The following is a 22568-nucleotide window of genomic DNA, read 5'->3' as shown; positions in this document are numbered from 1 at the left end:
AGCGTCATGATGAGTGTTGATGAAAAGCGTATCCGCGAATTTGCCTACCAGATCTGGGAATCTGAGGGTAAGCCCGCCGGCCAGGAAGAACGCCATTGGGACATGGCGCGCAAGCTGGCCGAAGCCGAGGCGCTGGCACCCAAGGCGGCGCCGCGCAAGCGGGCGCCGGCCAAGCCTAAGGTAGCCGCTGAACCGGTTGAGAAGGCCGTGGCTGTGAAGAAACCCCGGGCGGTGAAAAAGCCGGCTGCCGGTTGAGCCTGCACCGGCCTCTTCGCGGGTAAACCCGCTCCCACAGGGATAGCGCCAGGCCTGAGGATGACGGTGTACCTGTGGGAGCGGGTTCACCCGCGAAGAGGCCGGTACAGGCCTACGCAGCTCCCTCCACCACCACGGCCACAGAGGACCGCCATGAGCCCCCGCACCCCGAAGAAAACCCGCTCTGTCGCCCCGTCGCGTATCCGCGAGGGCCTGCCCTTCCCCCTCGGCGCCACCTGGGATGGCCTTGGGGTCAACTTTGCCCTGTTCTCGGCCAACGCCACCAAGGTCGAGCTGTGCCTGTTCGACTCCACCGGCGAGCACGAAATCGAACGCATCGAGCTACCCGAATACACCGACGAGATCTACCACGGCTACCTGCCCGACGCGCACCCAGGGCTGGTCTACGGCTACCGCGTGCACGGGCCGTACGAGCCGGAGAACGGCCACCGCTTCAACCCCAACAAACTGCTGATCGACCCGTATGCCAAGCAACTGGTCGGCAGCCTGCAGTGGTCCGAAGCACTGTTCGGCTACACCATCGGCCACCCCGACGGCGACCTGTCGTTCGACGAGCGCGACAGCGCGCCGTTCGTGCCCAAGTGCAAGGTGATCGACCCTGCCTTCACCTGGGGCCGCGACCAGCGCGTGCTGATCCCCTGGGAGCGCACGATCATCTACGAGGCCCACACCCGTGGCATCAGCATGCGCCACCCGGCGGTACCGGAAGAACTGCGCGGCACCTTCGCCGGCCTGGCCAATGACGAGTTGCTCAAGCACATCAAGGAGCTGGGCGTTTCCAGCATCGAGCTGCTGCCGATTCACGCCTTCGTCAACGACCAGCACCTGCTGGACAAGGGCTTGAACAACTACTGGGGCTACAACAGCATCGCCTTCTTCGCCCCCCACCCGCGCTACCTGGCCAGCGGCAAGATCGCCGAATTCAAGGAAATGGTCGCGCACCTGCACGACGCCGGGCTGGAGGTGATCCTCGACGTGGTCTACAACCACACCGCCGAAGGCAACGAGCGCGGCCCGACGCTGTCGATGCGCGGTATCGACAACGCCTCCTACTACCGCCTGATGCCGGATGACAAGCGTTACTACATCAACGATTCCGGCACCGGCAACACCCTGGACCTGAGCCACCCCTGCGTGCTGCAGCTGGTCACCGACTCGCTGCGCTACTGGGCCGGCGAAATGCACGTGGACGGCTTCCGCTTCGACCTGGCGACCATCCTTGGCCGCTACCACGACGGCTACAGCGAACGCCACGGTTTCCTCGTCGCCTGCCGCCAGGACCCGATGCTGAGCCAGGTGAAGCTGATTGCCGAGCCCTGGGACTGCGGCCCGGGCGGCTACCAGGTGGGCAACTTCGCCCCGGGCTGGGCAGAGTGGAACGACCGCTTCCGCGACACCGTGCGCGCCTTCTGGAAAGGCGACGAAGGCCAACTGGCCGACTTTGCCTCGCGCATGACCGCCTCGGGGGACATGTTCAACAACCGTGGCCGGCGCCCCTATGCCTCGGTCAACTTCGTCACCGCCCACGACGGTTTCACCTTGCGCGACCTGGTGTCGTACAACCACAAGCACAACGAAGACAACGACGAGAACAACCAGGACGGCACCGATAACAACCTGTCGTGGAACTGCGGTGTCGAGGGGCCAACCGACGACCCGGCCGTGAATGCCCTGCGCATGCGCCAGATGCGCAACTATTTCGCAACCCTGCTGCTGGCCCAGGGCACGCCGATGATCGTCGCTGGTGACGAGTTCAGCCGCACCCAGCACGGCAACAACAATGCCTATTGCCAGGACAGCGAGATCGGCTGGGTGAACTGGGACCTGGACCAGGAGGGCAAAGAGCTGCTGGCTTTCGTCAAGCGCCTGACCCGCCTGCGCCTGGCCTACCCGGTACTGCGCCGCTCGCGCTTTCTGGTGGGCGACTACAATGAGGCGATCGGCGTCAAGGACGTGACCTGGCTGGCACCGGATGGCAACGAGATGAGCGTGGATCAATGGGAAGACCCGCACGGGCGTTGCCTGGGCATGCTGATCGATGGCCGTGCCCAGGTCAGCGGCATTGCCCGGCCAGGCGCCGAGGCCACCGTGTTGCTGATCGTCAATGCCCACCATGACATCGTTCCGTTCGAGTTGCCGACGGTGCCCGAAGGGGATTACTGGAGCTGCCTGGTCGATACCGACCGGCCAGAGCTGCGCAAGGGGCAGCATCTGCAGTTCGACAGCACGTTCGAGGTGAAGGGGCGATCGTTGCTGCTGATGGTGTTGCAGCGTGATGAGGAGTGAACCTGAACCCGCTGGTATGTGTCCCTTGTGTAGGAGCGGCCTTGTGTCGCGATCGGGCCGCACAGCGGCCCCAGCTATTCTTGCCTTGGTGCTGACAAACGGGGCCGCTGCGCGGCCCGATCGCGACACAAGGCCGCTCCTACAAGGATCCGCGCAAACCCGTTGACCGAGGAGTAACCGTGAACCCCGAAGCCGGCAGTAAAGGTTTCGCCAGTGTCAATCAGGCCCCGGCCGTGAAGCGGCTGCAGGTGCTGACGGTGAATACCCACAAGGGCTTCACCGCCTTCAACCGGCGCTTCATCCTGCCGGAACTGCGCGAGGCGGTGCGCAGCACCCAGGCCGACATCGTCTTCCTCCAGGAAGTGCTCGGCAGCCACGACCGCCACGCCGCGCGCTACCCCGGCTGGCCGCAGACTTCTCAGTACGAGTTCCTCGCCGACAGCATGTGGAGCGACTTCGCCTACGGCCGCAACGCGGTCTACCCCGACGGCCACCACGGCAACGCGCTACTGTCCAAATACCCGATCATCGAACATCGCAACCTCGACGTGTCGATCACCGGCCCCGAACGACGTGGCCTGCTGCACTGCATCCTCGACGTGCCCGGCCAGCACCAGGTGCATGCCATCTGCGTGCACCTGTCGTTACTGGAAAGCCATCGCCAGAAACAACTGCAACTGCTGCGCAAGCTGCTCGAGTCCTTGCCCGCCGAGGCCCCGGTGATCATCGCCGGCGATTTCAACGACTGGAAATCCCACGGCAACCGCACCCTGGGCCTGCAGCGTGACCTGCACGAGGCCTTCGAGCGCCACCATGGGCATCTGGCCCGCACCTATCCTGCGCGCCTGCCACTGTTGCGCCTGGACCGTGTCTACCTGCGCAACGCCGAAAGCCATGGGCCGCGGATTCTGGGGCACAAACCTTGGTCGCACCTGTCGGACCACCTGCCGTTGTCGGTCGAAGTCAGGCTTAGCAATCATTCTTCATAGCCATGCCACGACAAATAGCGAACCCCGCTATAGCTCGCAGATTTATCAAAAGATTCAACACGTTGAACAAAACCACGGATCCTGAACACTTCCTTCACACTTTCTTGACGCAAGCGGCGGCCTCTCCTTAGCTGAACATATCAAGCAGTAAAGATCTCGCGCCGGGCCTCTAGCTCGCGCCTTCGTGCGCGCTGGCGAAAGCCTGGCGTGCTGGTTTGGGTCGCCCACTGTTTTTGCCGTACAGCTCGTGACAACAGGCCAGGTCCTAGGGCTGTAACACAAAAACAAAGGAGATCCGCCATGAAAAGCACCTCGAACCTCTTGCGCTTCGACAGCATTTTCTACGCGGTTTCCACGTCGCTGCTTCTGGCAACCCCGGTGGAAACTATCGCGTATGAACTGCAGGACGACCCGGCCTCGCCCGGTTTCCTGCAGCAACCGGCAGTACCACAGCTGTCGCTCGACCCGGTCAGCGCCAGTGGCTTGAGTATCGGTACCTTGAATGCGTTCTCGCAAAAGATGAGCGAGCGCCATGGGCAGGCTGCACCGGACCTGGTCGCCAGCCAGTGGGCGCAGTTCTTCCCCACCACCACGCGCGGTGGCGCGCAGCCCCCGGACCAGCTGGAGGCACCCAGCCAGCAACTGACGATCGGCCCGGACCTGTTCGTGCGTGAAACTGCAGCGGGCAATGTGCACCGCGCGGGGATCTTCGTGGGGCAAAACAACCTGCAGACCAGCTTCAACGGCATGCGCCGGCTGTTGGGCGACAAGCAACGCAACGCCGTGAACCTCAGCGGTGAAAGCCTGGGGGTTTACTGGAGCATGACCCATGAACAGGGCTGGCACCTGGATGCCGTGGCCATGGGTTCGCGCATCGACGTCAATGGCCGTGGCGAGAACGGCCAGCGACTGGACGACAGCGGCCACGCGATGACCTTCTCGCTGGAAGGCGGCATCCCCATCGGCCTGGGTGGCGGCTGGGTGATCGAGCCGCAGGCGCAGTTGATCAACCAGCAGTTCTTCCCCGGCAGCCGGGCGCAGGAAGAGACCTTGCAGGCCTTCGACAGCCAGCCGAGCTGGAGCGGCCGGGTCGGTGCCAGGCTGTCCGGGCGTTATGAAGTACGCGGCATGCCGATCGAACCCTATGTGCGGACCAACGTGTGGTATGACTTCAGCAATGCCGATGAGGTGAAGCTGGACCAGGTCGACAAGATCTCCAGCTCGCGCTACTCGACCACCGTGGAACTGGGGTTGGGGCTGGTGGCGCGGGTGACGCCCTCGGTAGCGCTGTTTGTCAGTGCCGATTACAGCAGTGACGTGGACGACAATGATCTGAATGGGTTGATTGGCAGCCTAGGGGTGCGGATGCGGTGGTAGGCAGGGTCGGCCCTTTCGCGGGTGAACCCGCTCCCACAAGGACCGCACAGGGTCTGAAGCTTGTGCAATACCTGTGGGAGCGGGTTTACCCGCGAAGAGGCCAGTACAAGCAACACATCAGGCTGGTTTCATTATCAGAACCCCAAGCGGCGGCAGGTTCAGGGCCAGCGACTGCGGCTGGCCATGGCTGGCAATCTCGTTACTCTCCACCACCCCCAGGTTGCCGACATTGGACCCGGCATACAGCTCTGCGTCACTGTTCAACAGCTCCTGCCAGCGCTCGCCAAACGGCACGCCAATGCGATACCCCTCGCGCGGCACCGGGGTGAAGTTGGCCACCACCAGCACTGGCTCGCCACTGCTGCTCCAGCGCAGCCAGGCATACACGCTGTTCTGCGCATCGTCACCAATCAGCCACTGGAAGCCCTGTGGCTGGCAATCCTGCTCGTGCAATGCCGGCACCTCGCGGTACAGGCGGTTGAGGTCGCCGACCAGGCGCTGTACGCCCTGGTGCTCAGGGTACTGCAGCAGGTACCAGTCCAGCTCGCCATCGTGGTCCCACTCGCGCCACTGGCCGAACTCGCAGCCCATGAACAGCAGCTTCTTGCCCGGATGCGCCCACATGAAGGTGAGGTAGGCACGCAGGTTGGCGAACTTCTGCCAGCGGTCGCCGGGCATCTTGTCGATCAGCGAATGCTTGCCGTGCACCACTTCATCGTGGGAGATGGGCAGGATGAAGTGCTCGGAATAGGCATAGATCAGCCCGAAGCTCATCTCGTTGTGATGGTAAGTGCGGTGCACAGGGTCGTTCTGGATGTAATGCAAGGTGTCGTGCATCCAGCCCATGTTCCACTTGTAGGCAAAGCCCAGGCCGCCCTGTTGGGTCGGCTGGCTGACGCCGGGCCAGGCGGTGGATTCCTCGGCGATGATCAGCGCGCCCGGGGCCTCGTGGGCCGCCACGCCGTTGAGGTGGCGGATGAAGTCGATGGCCTCCAGGTTCTCGCGCCCGCCGTGGCGGTTGGGCACCCATTCGCCGGCCTTGCGCGAATAGTCGCGGTACAGCATCGAGGCCACTGCATCGACACGCAGGCCATCGATGTGGAAGTGCTTCAGCCAGTGCAGCGCCGAGGCCATCATGAAGCCGCGCACTTCGTTGCGGCCAAGGTTGTAGATCAGCGTGTTCCAGTCCTGGTGGTAGCCCTCCAGGGGGTTGTCGTATTCGTACAGGGCGGTGCCGTCGAAACGCGCCAGGCCGTGTTCATCGGTGGGGAAATGCGCCGGCACCCAGTCGAGCAGCACGCCAATGCCGCCCTGGTGGCAGGCGTCGATGAAGGCGGCGAAGTCCTCGGCGCTGCCGTAGCGCGAGGTGGGCGCGAACAGCGACAGCGGCTGGTAGCCCCAGGAACCGCCGAACGGGTGCTCCATGATCGGCAGCAGTTCGATATGGGTGAAGCCCAGCTCCTGAACGTACGGCACCAGGCGCTCGGCCAGCTCGCGCCAGTTGTAATAGCGCCCCACCTCGCCCGCCTCGTCCAGCTCGCAGCGCCACGACCCTGGGTGCAGCTCATAGATCGACAGCGGCGCGCTGTAGGCATGGCGCTGCGCGCGTTGCGCCATCCAGTCGTGGTCTTGCCAGTCGTGGCTGAGCGCCCCCGCTACCTTGGAGGCGGTGCTTGGCGGCAGTTCGGTGGCACGCGCCAACGGGTCGGCCTTCAGGGGCAGTATGCCGTCCTTGCCCAGCACCTCGAACTTGTAGGTTTCGCCCACGCCCAGGCGCGGCACGAACAGCTCCCACACCCCGGCGCTGTGGCGCAGGCGCATGGGGTGGCGGCGGCCATCCCAGTTGTTGAAGTCACCCACCACCGACACCCGCCGCGCGTTCGGCGCCCACACCGAGAAACACACGCCGTCGACACCATCGACCTGGATAGGCTGGGCGCCGAAGCGCCCGGACAGGTCGCGGTGGTTGCCTTCGGCAAACAGGTACAGGTCCATGTCGCCCAGTTGCGGGCCGAAGCTGTAGGGGTCTTCGGTGACCTGCTCGCCACCGGCCCAGCCGATCTGCAGCAGGTACGGGTGTGCCTCATCGAGGTGCGCGGTGAACAGCCCCGGCAGGCTGCCCTGCTCCATTTCGGCGAGGACGCGCCCGTCATGCCGTGCCAGGATGCGCACATTCAGGGCAGTGGGCAGGAAGGCGCGGACCACCTGCCCGCCCGCGCCGTCGCCATGGGGGCCGAGTACCGCAAATGGATCGGCGTGCTCGGCGCGGGCCAGGGCGTCGAGGTCCCGTTGCCGAAGGCCGCCGTTTTCACGCGTGGTTGCATTCATCTATGACTCTCCCCAGGTACTGATCAGTCCATGCAGGCCATGCAAAGGCACGGCCAGCCAGCTCGGACGGTTCTCGGCTTCGTATGTGATTTCGTAGGCAGCTTTTTCCAGGCAGAACAGCTCCAGTGCGGCGCGCTCGCCCTCGGCCTGTTGCCAGGCGTGAGGCATGGCCGCGGTGGCCAGGCCATAGGCTTCGACAAAGGCATGCCGCGATTGGTGCAGGTACTGCCTGGCAACCCGTTGCCGGGCTTGGCGCGCCGGGTCGGAAAGGTCGACCGCAGACGCGCTGCGCAAGATCATGGCAGCAGCATAGTCGAAGGATCGCAGCACGCCGCTGACATCTTTGTACGGGCTGTGTTTTGCCCGACGCTCTTGCAGCGGCCGGGCCGGTTCACCTTCGAAATCGATGAGGTAGGCGTCGCCCTGCACCACCAGCACCTGGCCCAGGTGCAGGTCGCCGTGCACGCGCATCAGCAGGCCGCCCTGGGCCTGGCGGGTCAGGTTGGCGATGTGCTGGGCCAGGCCGTCGCGCTGTTGCTGCAAGTCGTCGACCAGCGCCTGGCTTTCGCTGTCGAGGCTGTCGCGGTGCTGGGCCAGCAGGTCGAGGGCATGGGTGAGTTCGGCACTGATCTGCGCACTCCAGCGTTCGCTGTCGTCGGCATCGCTCGGGCGTGGCTGGAAGGCCTCGTCATTGGTCGGTGCAGCCAGCAGCAGGTGCATCTCGCCCAGGCGCTGGCCGAGCAAGGCGGCAAAGCCGGTGAGTTCGGCCAGTGCATCGGTGTGCGCATCGGCGTCGAGGCTGGAAGGCTCCATCTGGTCGCGGATGGCCCGTTCCAGGGTGTTCTGGGTCCAGGCCCAGGCGTCGCCCTGGTTGCTCAGGTAGCCCTGGGCGATCATCAGCAGGTGTGGCGCACCCTGCTCATCCACCCGGCTGACCCAGGCCAGCAGCGGCGAAATGTTGGCAAAGCCTGCGGCGGTCAGGTAGGCACTCATTTCCAGCTCTGGGTGCACACCCGGGTTGACCCGGCGAATCAGCTTGAGCACCACCTGGTCGCCGATCACCACCGAGCTGTTGGACTGCTCGGCGCTGAGGTAGCGCACGCTGCTTTCGTCGTTCAACGCCAGGCCCGCCAACTGCTGCGTGCTTTCGAAGCGCAGCTCGCCCTCGCCGTTGCCACAAGGCAGATGCATGCCGCCCTCACAGGCACGCAGCACCGCGCGGATGAATGGCTCGAGAACGAAGGCGTCAGTGATCAGGCCAACCTGATGGGCACGACGCACCCGTGACAGGGCCAGCTGTTGTGGCAACGCGGTACTGATCTGCTCTTCGGGCAGCAGGCCGAACGGCAGTTGGTAGCGGTTGGCCACACCATCGCTGAGCACTTCGATTTCACTAAGCAGCACCGGTGTGGTCGACGTGCCGAAACGCACGCCGTAGCACAGGCGCACCTGGTCGATCGGCCCTTCCTTGCCGGCGAACCAGCGCCGCTTGGGCAGGTACTGCGGCAGGATGGCGCTTTGCAGGGTATCGCTGGAGGGGGCCTCCAGCAGTTCTTCCAGGCGTTTGCGCAATACCAGTGTGGTCAATTCGGGTAACCCCTCGGTGGCCTGGATGTGCCAGCTGGGCATGCGGTCGTGGCTGGCCAGCAGGAACCAGTAGAAGGCGTAGGGTGGCAAGGTCAGCAGGAACGGCAGTTGCCCGATTGGCGGGAAGGCGCTGCCGCCGAGCATCTCCACCGGTACTTTGTCGGCGTATTGTGACAATTCCAGTTCAGCCGCCTGGGCGGCGCGGGAAACGTTGGCCACGCACAGGATGACTTCGGTATTGCCATCGCCGTCGGTGTACTCGCGCAAGTAGGCGAGGATGCGCCGGTTGTTCGGCGTTAGGGTGCGCAGGCTGCCGCGGCCGAAGGCCTTTTGCTGCTTGCGCACCGCCAGCATGCGCCGGGTCCAGTTCAGCAGCGAGTGCGGGTCGTTGGCCTGGGCTTCGACGTTGACGGTCTGGTAGCCGTACAGCGGGTCCATGATCGGCGGCAGCACCAGACGCTGCGGGTCGGCGCGGGAGAAACCACCGTTGCGGTCCGGCGACCATTGCATGGGCGTGCGCACACCATCGCGGTCGCCCAGGTAGATGTTGTCGCCCATGCCCAGTTCGTCGCCGTAGTACAGGGTGGGCGTGCCGGGCATCGACAGCAGCAGGCTGGTGAGCAGTTCGATGCGCCGCCGGTCACGCTGCAGCAACGGCGCCAGGCGGCGGCGGATGCCCAGGTTGATGCGGGCGCGGCGGTCTTCAGCGTAGTAGTTCCACAGGTAGTCGCGCTCGCGGTCGGTGACCATTTCCAAGGTCAGCTCATCGTGGTTGCGCAGGAAGATCGCCCATTGGCAGTTGGCGGGGATTTCCGGGGTCTGGCGCAGGATGTCGGTGATCGGGAAGCGGTCTTCCATGGCCAGGGCCATGTACATGCGCGGCATCAACGGGAAGTGGAAGGCCATGTGGCATTCGTCGCCCTCGCCTTCGCCAAAGTACGGGCGGGTGTCCTCGGGCCATTGGTTGGCCTCGGCCAGCAGCATGCGGTCGGGGTAGTTGGCGTCGATTTCGGCGCGGATCGCCTTGAGCACGTCGTGGGTTTCGGCAAGGTTCTCGTTGTTGGTGCCGTCACGCTCGATCAGGTAGGGGATGGCGTCCAGGCGCAGGCCATCGACGCCCAGGTCCAGCCAGAAGCGCATCACCCCGATCACTGCCTTGAGCACTTGCGGGTTGTCGAAGTTGAGGTCGGGCTGGTGCGAATAGAAGCGGTGCCAGAAGTACTGGCCGGCGACCGGGTCCCAGGTCCAGTTGGACTTCTCGGTATCGAGGAAGATGATGCGCGTGCCGTCGTACTTCTGGTCGTCATCCGACCACACGTAGAAGTCCCGTGCCTTGCTGCCGCGCTTGGCATGGCGGGCGCGCTGGAACCAGGGATGCTGGTCGCTGGTGTGGTTGATGACCAGCTCCGTGATCACCCGCAGGCCGCGTTTGTGTGCCTCGGCGATGAAGCGGCGGGCATCGGCCAGGTTGCCGTAGTCGGGGTGCACGGCCTTGTATTCGGCGATGTCGTAGCCGTCGTCGCGGCGTGGCGAGGGATAGAACGGCAGCAGCCACAGGGTGTTGACGCCCAGCTCGGCAATGTAGTCGAGCTTGCTGATCAGGCCGGCGAAATCGCCGATGCCGTCGTTGTTCGAATCGAAGAACGACTTGATGTGCAGCTGGTAGATGACGGCGTCCTTGTACCACAGCGGGTCGTCGATGAAGGCTGCCGGGCGGGAACGCTTGGCCATGTGCGACTCCTTTCAATTCCTGGTTGCTCTGGCCCCAATGCACAAGCAACTGACTTGACACGATCCTGTGGGAGCGGGCGTGCCCGCGAACACCGGCGAAGCCGGTGCCATGCTCCGCGGCGCCTGCTTCGCGGGCACGCCCGCTCCCACAGGGGATGGCGTGTACCTGGCTAACGGGCCTTTTCGATGCGCCAGATACCGAACGGCAGATGCCAGGGTTCGATGCGCATCCATTGGGTCTTGCCGTACCACGACCAGCGATGGCCGTTCATCAGGTCTTCACCCAGGGTTTCGGCGTTGTCATCCAGCCCCAGCTCCCATAGCGGCAGCTCGAAATGCGCCTCCTGGGCGTTGTGCGGGTCGAGGCTGATTGCCACCAGGATGTAGTTGTCGCGCTCGGGCGTGCGCTTGGCGAAGTACAGGATGTTGTCGTTCCAGCAGTTGAAGAACGCCACGCCCAGGTGGGTCTGCAAGGCGCGGTTCTGCCGGCGGATACGGTTGAGCTGGGCGATCTCGGCAATGATGTTGCCGGGCTGGCTGAAGTCGCGTGGGCGAATTTCGTACTTCTCCGAATCCAGGTACTCCTCCTTGCCCGGCAGCGGTGTGCCTTCGCACAGTTCGAAGCCCGAGTACATGCCCCACAGCCCGGAACCCATGGTGGCCAGCGCCGCGCGGATGAGGAAGCCGGCACGGCCGGAGGTGTGCAGGAAGTACGGGTTGATGTCGGGGGTATTGACGAAGAAGTTGGGCCGGTAGCACTGGCTCCATGGCGGCTGGTTGAGCTGCTCGAAGTACTCGCGCAGTTCCTGTTTGTGGTTGCGCCAGGTGAAGTAGGTATAGCTCTGCGCGTACCCGACCTTGCCCAGGCGGGCCATCATCGCCGGCTTGGTGAAGGCTTCGGCGAGGAAGATGACCTCGGGGTGCCGACTGCGCACATTGGCGATCAGCCATTGCCAGAACGGCAGTGGCTTGGTGTGCGGGTTGTCGACGCGGAAGGTCTTCACCCCCTCCTCGACCCAGCCGACCACCACGTCGCGCAGGGCCAGCCACAGCGACGGCACGGCCTCGGGTGCATAGAAATCGACATTGACGATGTCCTGGTACTTCTTCGGTGGGTTCTCGGCATAGCGGATGGTGCCGTCCGGTCGCCAGCTGAACCAGCCGGGGTGCTCCTTGAGCCAGGGGTGGTCCTGGGAGCACTGGATGGCGAAGTCGAGGGCGATTTCCAGGCCATGCTCGGCCGCTGCTGCCACCAGGCGGCGGAAGTCGTCGCGGCTGCCCAGCTGCGGGTGAATCGCCTCGTGGCCGCCTTCTGCGCTGCCGATGGCATACGGGCTGCCCGGGTCGCCGGGCTCCGCCGTGAGGGCGTTGTTGCGGCCCTTGCGGTGCTGCATGCCGATGGGATGGATGGGCGGGAAGTACAGCACGTCGAAGCCCATGTCGCGGATCATCGGCAGGCGCTCGTGCACATCATTGAAGGTGCCGTGGCGCTCGGGGCTGTCGGTGATCGAGCGCGGGAACAGCTCGTACCAACTGGCGAACTGCGCGGCCGGGCGGTCGACATCGACGGGGAATTCACGGCTGCGGGCCAGGTAGCTGCGGTGCTCGGCATCGCTCATCAGGCGGGCGGTGGCGGGGTCGAGAAACAGCGCCACCTGATCGTCGGCATTCAGCGTGGGCAGGCGCTGCTGCAAGGCCTGGAGCTCCTCGCGCAGGGCACCGTTGCACAGCTCGATGCCCTTGCCCAGCATCAATCGACCTTCCTCCAGCTCCAGCCGAACCTCGACACCGGCGTGGTACTTCTTCTCCAGGTCGTGGCAATAGGTAGCGAACGGGTCGATCCAGGCCTCGATACTGAACAGGTGCGGGCCCAGTTCGGTGGGTGTGAACTCGGCCAGCCACAGGTCGTTGCCCGGCGAGTGCATGGGTATGCAATGCCAGCGCCGGCTGTGGGCCTGGCGCCAGTTGAGCATCACGGCCAGGCGGTCGTGGCCGTCGCTGTAGACCTTGCTGCTGACCGCCACCGGTTGGCCACTGATGGCCTTGGCGGCGAAGGTGCCGGCTTCGAGCACGGGTTGGGTGTCTTCGATCACGATGCGCGGCGCCAGCAGCGCCTGGGACAGGCTGATGGCCTGGTCCGGGTGATCGTTGGCCATGGGCACGCTTTCGAAGGGCTCGTTTCGTGACATCGGACCTTGCTCCCTCAGGCTGGTGGCGGTAAGGGTTCAGAGCCGGGCACAGGCGTGGGGTTCAAAAAAATTGAGCGAACGGCAGCTGCCAGGGGTCGAAGCCTGCAGCACCTCTTCAATTACCCAAGCGAGGTCAGGCCATGAACATTCCCATTCCACCGGAGACTCCCGATCCCAACATCGACGACCCGAGCCTGCCGCCGCCCGTGCCGGAGGAAGACCCGGACGAGCTGCCGATCAAGCCGACCGTGCCGCCGACGGTGGGCGACCCGCCGAGCCAGGAACCACCAGTGAAGGCTTAAGGGTAGACCAGGATCGACATAGGCAGGACCGGCCCTTTCGCGGGTGAACCCGCTCCCACAGGGACCGCGCCGACCTCGAACGCGGCGCTGTACCTGTGGGAGCGGGTTTACCCGCGAAAGGGCCGGTAGCATCAGCACATCAACCAGCAGTAACCGCCGATATCTCCGCCACACTGATCTCCCGCATGCGGAACTTCTCCCACAGGGACCGCGCCGACCTCGAACGCGGCGCTGTACCTGTGGGAGCGGGTTCACCCGCGAAAAGGCCGGCAGCATCAATACATCAACCAGCAGTTAAAGCCGATATCTCCGCCACACTGATCTCCCGCATGCGGAACTTCTGCACCTTGCCGGTCACCGTCATCGGGTACTCGTCGACAAAGCGGATATGCCGCGGCACCTTGAAGTGTGCAATGCGCGCCTTGCACCAGCCCTGCAGTTCCTCGACCGTGGCACTGTGCCCCGGGTGCAGCTTGATCCAGGCGACGATTTCCTCGCCATAACGGCTGCACGGGATGCCGATCACCTGCGCATCAGCCACCGCCGGGTGGGTGTAGAAGAACTCTTCCAGTTCACGCGGGTAGATGTTCTCGCCGCCGCGAATGATCATGTCCTTGTTGCGCCCGACAATGCGCACGTAGCCGTGCTCATCCATCACCGCCAGGTCGCCCGAATGCATCCAGCCGGCCGGGTCGATGGCATCTGCCGTGGCCTGGGGGTTGTCCCAGTAGCCGAGCATCACGCTGTAGCCGCGGGTGCACAGCTCGCCGATCTCGCCGCGCGGGACGATACAGCCGTCTGCGTCCACCAGCTTGTTCTCCAGCTGCGGCTGGGTGCGGCCGACGGTGGTCACGCGCAGCTCCAGGTCGTCGTCCGGGCCGGTCTGCAGCGACACCGGGCTGGTTTCGGTCATGCCGTAGGCAATCTGCACTTCGGCCATGTGCATCTGATCGATGACCCGGCGCATTACCTCGATCGGGCAGGTGGCGCCGGCCATGATGCCGCTGCGCAGGGTCGACAGGTCCATTTGCGCGCGCGCGGGGTGGTCGAGCATGGCGATGAACATGGTTGGCACGCCATAGAGAATGCTCGCGCGCTCTTCGGCCACGGCGCGCAGGGTGAGCTCGGCGTCGAAGGCGTCGTTGGGGTAGATCATGGTGCTGCCGTGGGTGATGCAACCGAGGTTGGCCATGACCATGCCGAAGCAGTGGTAAAGCGGCACCGGGATCACCATGCGGTCACGTGCGGTCAGGCCCAGGCTTTCGCCGACCATGAAGCCGTTGTTGAGGATGTTGTAGTGGCTGAGCGTGGCGCCCTTCGGTGCGCCGGTGGTGCCGGAGGTGTACTGGATGTTCACCGGCTGGTCGAACTGCAGGCTTTGCTGGCGCTTCGCGTAAGCCTCGACGGAGGTCTGCCCTGCCCGCTCGGCCAGCGCTTGCCAAGGCAGGAAGCCTGCCGGCGGGTTGGCGGCCAGGCTGACCACACCACGCATTTCGGGCAGGCGTTCACTGGCCATTTCACCCGGGGTGGCACTGGCCAGCTCCGGCGCCAGCTCCTGGACCATGGCGTGGTAGTCGGACGTCTTGAAAGCGTCGGCACACACCAGCCAGCGGCAACCGGACTGGCGCAGCACGTATTCCAGCTCGCCCACGCGGTAGGCCGGGTTGATGTTGACCAGAATCGCGCCGACCTTGGCGCTGGCCAGCTGCAGGATGCACCACTGGGCGCAGTTGGGCGACCAGATGCCGACCCGATCGCCGGTGTTCACGCCCAGGGCCATCAGGGCACGAGCATGCACCTCGACCTGCTCGGCCAACTGCCGCCAGCTGTAGCGCAGGCCCTGATGGCGCGACACCAGGGCCTCGCCGTCGGCACAACGGGCCACGGTGGCGTCGAAGGCCTGGCCGATGGTCTGGGTCAGCAAGGCTTGGTCCTGGCGACCGCGGGTATAGCTTGGTTGACTCATGGGTGTCCCTTCTTGTGGTTGTTCTGGGCACGACTGAAGCAAGCGGGAATACTCTGGCGCAGATTTACGTTTACGTAAAGGTGATGAGTCGATTGACAGTGAGCGCATGCAGGTTTACGTTAACGTAAAGGTGAAAACGACATCGGGTTTGTCGGCGCACCACCGACCCTGTGGGAGCGGGTTTACCCGCGAATGCGATCATCCAGGCAATGACGGTGGCCCTGCTGACGTATTCGCGGGTAAACCCGCTCCCACAGGGCCGGTGGATAGCCCTTGAGCTACGGTGTTACCCAATTTCAAGAACAAGAAGGTGCCCCCAGCATGCATTACCCCACCCTGAACTTCGCCCTGGGCGAAACCATCGACATGCTCCGCGACCAGGTGCGCACCTTCGTCGCCGCCGAACTGGCCCCGCGCGCCGCGCAAATCGACCACGACAACCTGTTCCCGGCCAACATGTGGCGCAAGTTCGGCGACATGGGCCTGCTGGGCATCACCGTGCCGGAAGAATACGGCGGTGCCGGCCTGGGCTACCTGGCCCACGTGGTGTCGATGGAAGAAATCAGCCGTGGCTCGGCCTCGGTGGCCCTGTCCTACGGTGCCCACTCCAATCTCTGCGTCAACCAGATCAACCGCAACGGCAGCCACGAGCAGAAGCTCAAGTACCTGCCCAAGCTGATCAGCGGCGAGCACATCGGCGCCCTGGCCATGAGCGAGCCCAACGCCGGTTCCGACGTGGTATCGATGAAGCTGCGCGCGGAAAAGCGCGGCGACCACTACGTACTCAACGGCAGCAAGACCTGGATCACCAACGGCCCGGACGCCAACACCTACGTGATCTACGCCAAGACCGACCTGGACAAGGGTGCGCACGGCATCACCGCGTTCATCGTCGAGCGCGACTGGAAAGGCTTCAGCCGCAGCAACAAGTTCGACAAGCTGGGCATGCGTGGTTCCAACACCTGCGAGCTGTTCTTCGACGGCGTCGAAGTGCCGGAAGAAAACATCCTCGGCCAGCTCAATGGTGGCGTGCGCGTGCTGATGAGCGGCCTGGACTACGAGCGCGTGGTACTGTCCGGCGGCCCGACCGGCATCATGCAAAGCTGCATGGACCTGGTGGTGCCCTACATTCACGACCGCAAGCAGTTCGGCCAGAGCATCGGCGAGTTCCAGCTGATCCAGGGCAAGATCGCCGACATGTACACCCAGCTCAACGCCAGCCGCGCCTACCTGTATGCCGTGGCCCAGGCCTGCGACCGTGGCGAGACCACCCGCAAGGACGCCGCCGGGGTGATCCTGTACACCGCCGAGCGCGCCACGCAAATGGCCCTGGAGGCGATCCAGATTCTCGGCGGCAACGGCTATATCAACGAATTCCCGGCAGGCCGCCTGCTGCGCGACGCCAAGCTGTACGAGATCGGTGCCGGCACCAGCGAAATCCGCCGGATGCTGATCGGCCGCGAACTGTTCAACGAAACCCGCTGAGCACAAGGGACGGGCGCACATGGCTACCTTGCACACCCAGATCAACCCGCGTTCGGCGGAGTTCGCCGGCAACAGCGCGGCCATGCTCGAACAGGTCCAGGCCCTGCGCGGCCTGCTCGCCCAAGTGGCCCAGGGCGGTGGGCCCAAGGCCCAGGAGCGGCACACTTCGCGTGGCAAGCTGCTGCCGCGCGAGCGTATCGACCGCCTGCTGGACCCGGGCTCGCCGTTCCTCGAAATCGGCCAACTGGCTGCCCATGAGGTATATGGCGAAGACGTGCCCGCTGCGGGCGTGATCGCCGGCATCGGCCGCGTCGAAGGCGTGGAATGCATGATCGTGGCCAACGACGCCACGGTCAAAGGCGGTTCCTACTACCCGCTGACGGTGAAGAAGCACCTGCGTGCGCAGACCATCGCCCTGCAGAACCGCCTGCCGTGCATCTACCTGGTGGACTCCGGCGGCGCCAACCTGCCACGCCAGGACGAAGTGTTCCCCGACCGCGAGCACTTCGGGCGGATCTTCTTCAACCAGGCCAACATGAGCGCACTGGGCATTCCGCAGATTGCCGTGGTGATGGGCTCGTGCACCGCCGGCGGTGCCTACGTGCCCGCGATGGCCGACGAAGCGATCATGGTGCGCCAGCAAGCGACCATCTTCCTCGCCGGCCCTCCACTGGTAAAGGCCGCCACCGGTGAGGTTGTGAGCGCCGAAGACCTCGGCGGCGCCGATGTGCACTGCCGCACCAGCGGCGTGGCCGACCACTATGCCGACAACGACGAACACGCCCTGGCCCTGACCCGACGCAGCGTGGCCAACCTCAACTGGCACAAGCTGGGCAAGCTGCAGCGCCTGGCCCCGGTGGCACCGCTGTATGCCGCCGATGAGCTGTATGGCGTGGTGCCGGCCGACGCCAAGCAACCGTTCGACGTGCGCGAGGTGATCGCGCGCCTGGTCGACGGCTCGGTGTTCGACGAGTTCAAGGCGCTGTTCGGTACCACCCTGGTGTGCGGCTTCGCCCACCTGCACGGCTACCCGGTGGCGATCCTCGCCAACAACGGCATCCTGTTCGCCGAGGCCGCGCAAAAAGGCGCGCACTTCATCGAACTGGCCTGCCAGCGCGGCATCCCGCTGCTGTTCCTGCAGAACATCACCGGCTTCATGGTCGGCAAGAAATACGAAGAAGGCGGCATCGCCAAGCACGGCGCCAAGCTGGTCACTGCCGTGGCCTGCGCCCAGGTGCCGAAGTTCACGGTGATCATCGGCGGCAGCTTCGGCGCCGGCAACTATGGCATGTGCGGCCGCGCCTACGACCCGCGCTTCCTGTGGATGTGGCCCAACGCGCGGATTGGCGTGATGGGGGCCGAACAGGCCGCCGGCGTGCTGGCCCAGGTCAAGCGCGAACAGAGCGAGCGCAGTGGCCACCCGTTCAGCGCCGAAGACGAAGCCCGGCTGAAGCAGCCGATCCTTGACCAGTACGAGCACCAGGGCCACCCCTACTACTCCAGCGCCCGCCTGTGGGACGACGGTGTCATCGACCCGGCACAGACCCGCGACGTGCTCGGCCTGGCGTTGTCCGCCGCGCTGAACGCACCGATCGAACAGAGCCGCTTCGGCATTTTCCGGATGTGACCCATGAGCGATTTCAGCACCCTCGAAGTGATCCGCGACCCGCGCGGTTTCGCCACCCTGTGGCTGAGCCGCGAGGACAAGAACAACGCCTTCAACGCCTTGATGATCCGCGAACTGATCGTCGCCCTCGACCAGTTGGCCGAGGACACCAGCCTGCGCTTCGTGCTGCTGCGCGGCCGCGGCCGGCACTTCAGCGCCGGCGCCGATCTGGCCTGGATGCAGCAGTCGGCGCAGCTGGACTTCAACACCAACCTGGATGATGCCCGCGAGCTGGGCGAGCTGATGTATGCCCTGCACCGCCTCAAGGCGCCGACCCTGGCCGTGGTGCAAGGCGCGGCCTTTGGTGGCGCGCTGGGCCTGATCAGCTGCTGCGACATGGCCATCGGCGCCGAAGACGCCCAGCTGTGCCTGTCGGAAGTACGCATCGGCCTGGCCCCGGCAGTGATCAGCCCGTTCGTGGTCAAGGCCATCGGCGAGCGTGCCGCGCGCCGCTATGCCCTCACCGCCGAGCGTTTCAGCGGCGTGCGGGCCCGCGAGCTAGGCCTGCTGGCCGAGGTCTACCCGGCCAGCGAACTGGACGCCCAGGTCGAAACCTGGGTGAGCAACCTGCTGCAAAACAGCCCGCAAGCGCTGCGCGCCACCAAGGACCTGCTGCGTGAAGTGGACGACGGTGAACTCAGCCCGGCCCTGCGCCGCTACTGCGAAAACACCATCGCCCGCATCCGCGTCAGCGCCGAAGGCCAGGAGGGCCTGCGCGCCTTCCTGGAAAAACGCCGCCCCGCCTGGCAAACCGACGACAAGAAGGAGCCGCGCCCATGAGCCGCCCCGCTTTGACCACCCTGCTGGTCGCCAACCGCGGCGAAATCGCCTGCCGGGTAATGCGCACCGCCAAGGCCATGGGCCTGACTACCGTGGCCGTGCACAGCGCCACCGACCGTGATGCCCGGCACAGCCGCGAAGCCGATATCCGCGTCGACCTCGGCGGCACCAAGGCTGCCGAAAGCTACCTGCTGGTCGACAAGCTGCTGGCCGCAGCCAAGGCCAGCGGCGCCCAGGCCATCCACCCGGGCTATGGCTTCCTGTCCGAGAACGCAGGCTTCGCCCGCGCCATCGAAGAGGCCGGGTTGATCTTCCTCGGCCCACCGGCCAGCGCCATCGACGCAATGGGCAGCAAGTCGGCGGCCAAGGCACTGATGGAAGCCGCTGGCGTGCCACTGGTGCCGGGCTACCACGGCGAAGCCCAGGACCTGGACACCTTCCGCGCCGCCGCCGAACGCATCGGCTACCCGGTGCTGCTCAAGGCCAGCGCCGGCGGCGGTGGCAAGGGCATGAAAGTGGTCGAAGAAGAAAGCCAGCTGGCCGACGCCCTGGCCTCGGCCCAGCGTGAGGCGCAATCGTCGTTCGGCGATGCGCGCATGCTGGTGGAAAAGTACGTGCTCAAGCCGCGCCATGTGGAAATCCAGGTATTCGCCGACCAGCACGGCAACTGCCTGTACCTCAACGAGCGTGACTGTTCGATCCAGCGCCGCCACCAGAAGGTGGTGGAAGAAGCCCCTGCGCCAGGCCTGTCAGCCGAATTGCGCCGGGCCATGGGTGAAGCGGCAGTACGCGCGGCCCAGGCCATCGGCTACGTGGGTGCCGGCACCGTGGAATTCCTGCTCGATGCCCGTGGCGAGTTCTTCTTCATGGAGATGAACACCCGCCTGCAGGTGGAGCACCCGGTCACCGAGGCCATTACCGGGCTCGACCTGGTGGCCTGGCAGATTCGCGTGGCCTGCGGCGAGGCCCTGCCGATCACCCAGGAACAGGTGCCGCTGATCGGCCATGCCATCGAAGTGCGCCTGTATGCCGAGGACCCGGCCAACGAATTCCTGCCCGCGACCGGCAAGCTGGCGCTGTACCGCGAGTCGGCAGCCGGCGAAGGGCGACGGGTGGACAGCGGGGTCAACGAAGGTGATGTGGTGTCGCCGTTCTACGACCCGATGCTGGGCAAGCTGATCGCCTGGGGCGAAGACCGCGAACAGGCACGCCTGCGCTTGCTGGCCATGCTCGACGAGTTTGCCATTGGCGGCTTGAAGACCAACATCGCCTTCCTGCGGCGCATTCTCGCCCACCCGGCGTTTGCCGCAGCGGAGTTGGATACTGGCTTCATTCCGCGTCACCAGGAGGTTTTGCTGCCTGCGCCTCAAGCGCTGCCGGCAGGCTTCTGGGAAGCCGCGGCCGAGGCCTGGTTGCAGGGCCAGGCCGCACACCAGCGGGAGGACGACCGCAGTTCGCCGTGGGCCGAGCGCAACGGCCTGCGCCTGGGCCTGCCGGCGCGCAGCAGCCTGCACCTGGCGAGTGGCGGGCAGGACCAGGCGGTTGCCCTGGAACGCAGCGCTGCGTCTACCTGGCAACTAGTGGGCGAGCAGTTGGTGCATGACCAGGCTGGCGTGCGTCGCCAGCATCTGGCGATCCGCCGCGGTGGCACGCTGTACTTGCAGTGGGATGGCGAGATGCATGCCATCGAAGCCTTCGACCCGATTGCCGAGGCCGAGGCCAGCCACAGCCACCAGGGCGGCCTGGGCGCGCCCATGAACGGCAGCATCGTGCGGGTGCTGGTGGAGCCTGGGCAGGTGGTGGAAGCAGGTACGGCGCTGGTAGTGCTGGAGGCCATGAAGATGGAACACAGCATTCGCGCGCCGCATGGCGGCACAGTGAAGGCGTTGTTCTGCCAGGAAGGGGATATGGTCAGCGAAGGGACGGTGCTGGTCGAACTGGCGGAGTAAGAGTCCCGGGGGCCGCTTTGCGGCCCTTTCGCGACACAAGGCCGCTCCTACAGGTACGGTGCATGCCCTGAGGTTGGTGCGGTACTTGTGGGAGCGGCCTTGTGTCGCGAAAGGGCTGCGCAGCAGCCCCGGCAATCTAGAAGGAGCCATGCACTCGCACGACCACACCCAGAAACTCGCAGCCTTCCTCACACAACAGCGCCGGGTAGTTGCTGTTGAGTGCCTTCAGGTACCGTTGCCCACCTTCCTCCGCCAGCTCACGGAAAATCGCCGGTTTGCCCGGCTGACGAGCGATAACCAGACGCCCTGGCTCGGCATCTACCCCAGGGTCCACCAACATCCGCATGCCCTGCGGCACACTGCGGCCACTGGCGGCACTCATCGCATCATTCTCGACAGTCAGCCAGAACGCCTTGCCTTGGGCCAGGTAGTCCGTCTGCTCGAACACACCTGGCTCCTCCCCATCTGCGATACCTAGCTCATCCCAGCCCAGCACCGGGTAGCGGAAGCACACGATGTATTGCATGAGGTCCAAGTCATCATCAGAGTCATCGACCTCGTAAATGCCACGCTCCTCGCCAACCTGACCAACAATGCGCAACTGTAGGCTGACGTTGTAATGGGGCATGCCAATCTCGACGAATGTGCGATTCATCGACTCGATCTTCGGCTGACGCCGCTTGTTCACCCAATGCCCCACGCTGCCTTGCGACACGCCAACGCGCTCGGCAAGCTGTTCTTGAGTGAGTCCTAGTTCCTCCATCCGGTCACGGACGAGGGCAATCCATTTATCCATATTCATCGCTGGCACGATACGGACTGCCTTCTAGCGCTCAATAAACATTCAGTATTATTTATCGGAAAGCACAAAAATACTTTAGGTATTAGTATCGACCTGAACCCTTTCCCTACTGGTGTTAGCAGGTATCAGGATGAAACCACCGAAAAACGACGAAACAGATCTCGACAGCGAAGCCGCCCGCCGCGCCCTCGACTACTACCTCAACCCCAACCCGCCGCGCCCCACCCTGGACAACAGGATCTGGACCCTGCACGAGGGTGTAACCGGCGACCAGGCCCAGGAACACGCCATCGCCCTGCTGCGCTGCGCCGCCGCCACCGCGCAGGAAACCGCCACCCACCAGCACGGCAGCCAGCGCGAACTGACCTTTGCCCTGATGCACATGATGGACATGGCGCGCGCACTGCTCGAGCACAAACGCACCGTGGAATCGGGTTTGTAAACAAGAAAGAAGGGAGAGAACGTGATGGCCGGGTAACGGCGAAGGCCCCGATTGCCGGGACAAGGAAGCGCACCGGTAAAACTTTTTTACCGGATTAGCGAAAATTCATTTGACTGGCAAATGATAACGATTATTATTGCACTCAGCTGATCGCGAGATCTGCTGGATAACCTGGAGCTTAGGTCGCTCTCAGATTATCTCCTCATCAGGCTAATCACGGTTTTTGACCCAGCTTTTTGCTGGGTCTTTTTTTTGGCTCTTCAGGCTAATGAAGATCGTGATGGCGCGCATGATAGCAAAGGTGTTTCAGGGCGTGAACGCTCATTACAAAACTTTGCGGAATCAGCACTTGAGAATCAATCTCGTTTCGCCTACGCTGATCACGCATCACGGAAGATGCCCCCATCCCTCCC

Annotated in this window: 15 protein-coding genes; 10 read left to right on the top strand and 5 right to left on the bottom strand. The window is 64.5% G+C overall.

Going from position 1 to position 22568, the window contains the following annotated elements; genetic code table 11:
* The first annotated feature begins 6 nt into the window (after positions 1 to 6).
* From ABIB24_RS09060 to ABIB24_RS09045, 4 genes are all read left to right on the top strand, one after another.
* A complete protein-coding gene (locus tag ABIB24_RS09060; RefSeq protein ID WP_025339813.1) occupies positions 7 to 255 on the top strand; it encodes a DUF2934 domain-containing protein in 249 nt (82 codons plus the stop codon).
* A 153-nt stretch (positions 256 to 408) separates the two neighbouring features.
* Positions 409 to 2562: a glycogen debranching protein GlgX gene (glgX, locus tag ABIB24_RS09055; RefSeq protein ID WP_274120750.1), complete on the top strand. Its 2154-nt coding sequence runs from the start codon at positions 409 to 411 to the stop codon at positions 2560 to 2562.
* Between the two features lie 179 nt (positions 2563 to 2741).
* On the top strand, positions 2742 to 3551 hold the full coding sequence (locus tag ABIB24_RS09050; protein WP_025339815.1) for an endonuclease/exonuclease/phosphatase family protein: 810 nt from the start codon (positions 2742 to 2744) through the stop codon (positions 3549 to 3551).
* Positions 3552 to 3851: 300 nt separating this feature from the next.
* Positions 3852 to 4928, top strand: a complete 1077-nt coding sequence (locus ABIB24_RS09045; RefSeq protein ID WP_085692357.1) for an autotransporter domain-containing protein — start codon at positions 3852 to 3854, stop codon at positions 4926 to 4928.
* A gap of 117 nt (positions 4929 to 5045) precedes the next feature.
* Here ABIB24_RS09045 and glgB read toward each other — a convergent pair whose 3' ends face one another.
* The 3 genes from glgB to ABIB24_RS09030 all read right to left on the bottom strand — a co-directional run bounded on the left by glgB (position 5046) and on the right by ABIB24_RS09030 (position 12763).
* The gene (glgB, locus tag ABIB24_RS09040) at positions 5046 to 7256 is read right to left on the bottom strand and encodes a 1,4-alpha-glucan branching protein GlgB (RefSeq protein ID WP_354316343.1); all 2211 of its coding nucleotides are present in this window, start codon (positions 7254 to 7256) and stop codon (positions 5046 to 5048) included.
* Positions 7257 to 10574: a maltose alpha-D-glucosyltransferase gene (gene treS, locus ABIB24_RS09035; protein WP_137164386.1), complete on the bottom strand. Its 3318-nt coding sequence runs from the start codon at positions 10572 to 10574 to the stop codon at positions 7257 to 7259.
* A 170-nt stretch (positions 10575 to 10744) separates the two neighbouring features.
* Positions 10745 to 12763 carry an alpha-1,4-glucan--maltose-1-phosphate maltosyltransferase gene (locus ABIB24_RS09030; RefSeq protein WP_137164387.1) on the bottom strand — a complete coding sequence of 673 codons (2019 nt, stop codon included), beginning with the start codon at positions 12761 to 12763 and terminating at the stop codon, positions 10745 to 10747.
* A 140-nt stretch (positions 12764 to 12903) separates the two neighbouring features.
* On the opposite strand from ABIB24_RS09030, the gene ABIB24_RS09025 reads away from it, so the two are divergent.
* Positions 12904 to 13065, top strand: a complete 162-nt coding sequence (locus ABIB24_RS09025) for a hypothetical protein (RefSeq protein ID WP_003251307.1) — start codon at positions 12904 to 12906, stop codon at positions 13063 to 13065.
* Between the two features lie 283 nt (positions 13066 to 13348).
* Here ABIB24_RS09025 and ABIB24_RS09020 read toward each other — a convergent pair whose 3' ends face one another.
* Entirely contained in the window at positions 13349 to 15031 is a 1683-nt protein-coding gene (locus ABIB24_RS09020) for an AMP-binding protein (protein ID WP_354316342.1), read from the bottom strand.
* Between the two features lie 321 nt (positions 15032 to 15352).
* On the opposite strand from ABIB24_RS09020, the gene ABIB24_RS09015 reads away from it, so the two are divergent.
* From ABIB24_RS09015 to ABIB24_RS09000, 4 genes are read left to right on the top strand one after another with little or no spacing between them, the layout of a single operon-like run.
* The gene (locus ABIB24_RS09015) at positions 15353 to 16516 is read left to right on the top strand and encodes an isovaleryl-CoA dehydrogenase (RefSeq protein ID WP_354316341.1); all 1164 of its coding nucleotides are present in this window, start codon (positions 15353 to 15355) and stop codon (positions 16514 to 16516) included.
* 19 nt (positions 16517 to 16535) lie between these two features.
* Complete coding sequence (locus tag ABIB24_RS09010) at positions 16536 to 18143, top strand: carboxyl transferase domain-containing protein (RefSeq protein ID WP_354316340.1); 1608 nt, start codon at positions 16536 to 16538, stop codon at positions 18141 to 18143.
* A 3-nt stretch (positions 18144 to 18146) separates the two neighbouring features.
* Positions 18147 to 18962, top strand: a complete 816-nt coding sequence (locus ABIB24_RS09005) for a gamma-carboxygeranoyl-CoA hydratase (protein WP_025339823.1) — start codon at positions 18147 to 18149, stop codon at positions 18960 to 18962.
* Positions 18959 to 20911, top strand: a complete 1953-nt coding sequence (locus tag ABIB24_RS09000) for an acetyl/propionyl/methylcrotonyl-CoA carboxylase subunit alpha (protein WP_354316339.1) — start codon at positions 18959 to 18961, stop codon at positions 20909 to 20911. Before ABIB24_RS09005 ends, ABIB24_RS09000 begins: the two co-directional genes overlap by 4 nt.
* Before the next feature lie 136 nt (positions 20912 to 21047).
* Here ABIB24_RS09000 and ABIB24_RS08995 read toward each other — a convergent pair whose 3' ends face one another.
* Entirely contained in the window at positions 21048 to 21713 is a 666-nt protein-coding gene (locus ABIB24_RS08995; protein WP_137164391.1) for a LexA family protein, read from the bottom strand.
* Between the two features lie 130 nt (positions 21714 to 21843).
* Here ABIB24_RS08995 and ABIB24_RS08990 point away from each other — a divergent pair, with 130 nt between their 5' ends.
* On the top strand, positions 21844 to 22155 hold the full coding sequence (locus ABIB24_RS08990; RefSeq protein ID WP_025339827.1) for a DUF6124 family protein: 312 nt from the start codon (positions 21844 to 21846) through the stop codon (positions 22153 to 22155).
* The last annotated feature ends 413 nt before the right edge of the window (positions 22156 to 22568 follow it).

Source organism: Pseudomonas sp. UYEF17 (genome assembly GCF_040546125.1).
Taxonomy (GTDB): Bacteria; Pseudomonadota; Gammaproteobacteria; order Pseudomonadales; family Pseudomonadaceae; genus Aquipseudomonas; species Aquipseudomonas putida_Z.
Note: the sequence above shows the minus strand (reverse complement) of the source record. Positions and strands in the feature narration are given on the sequence as shown.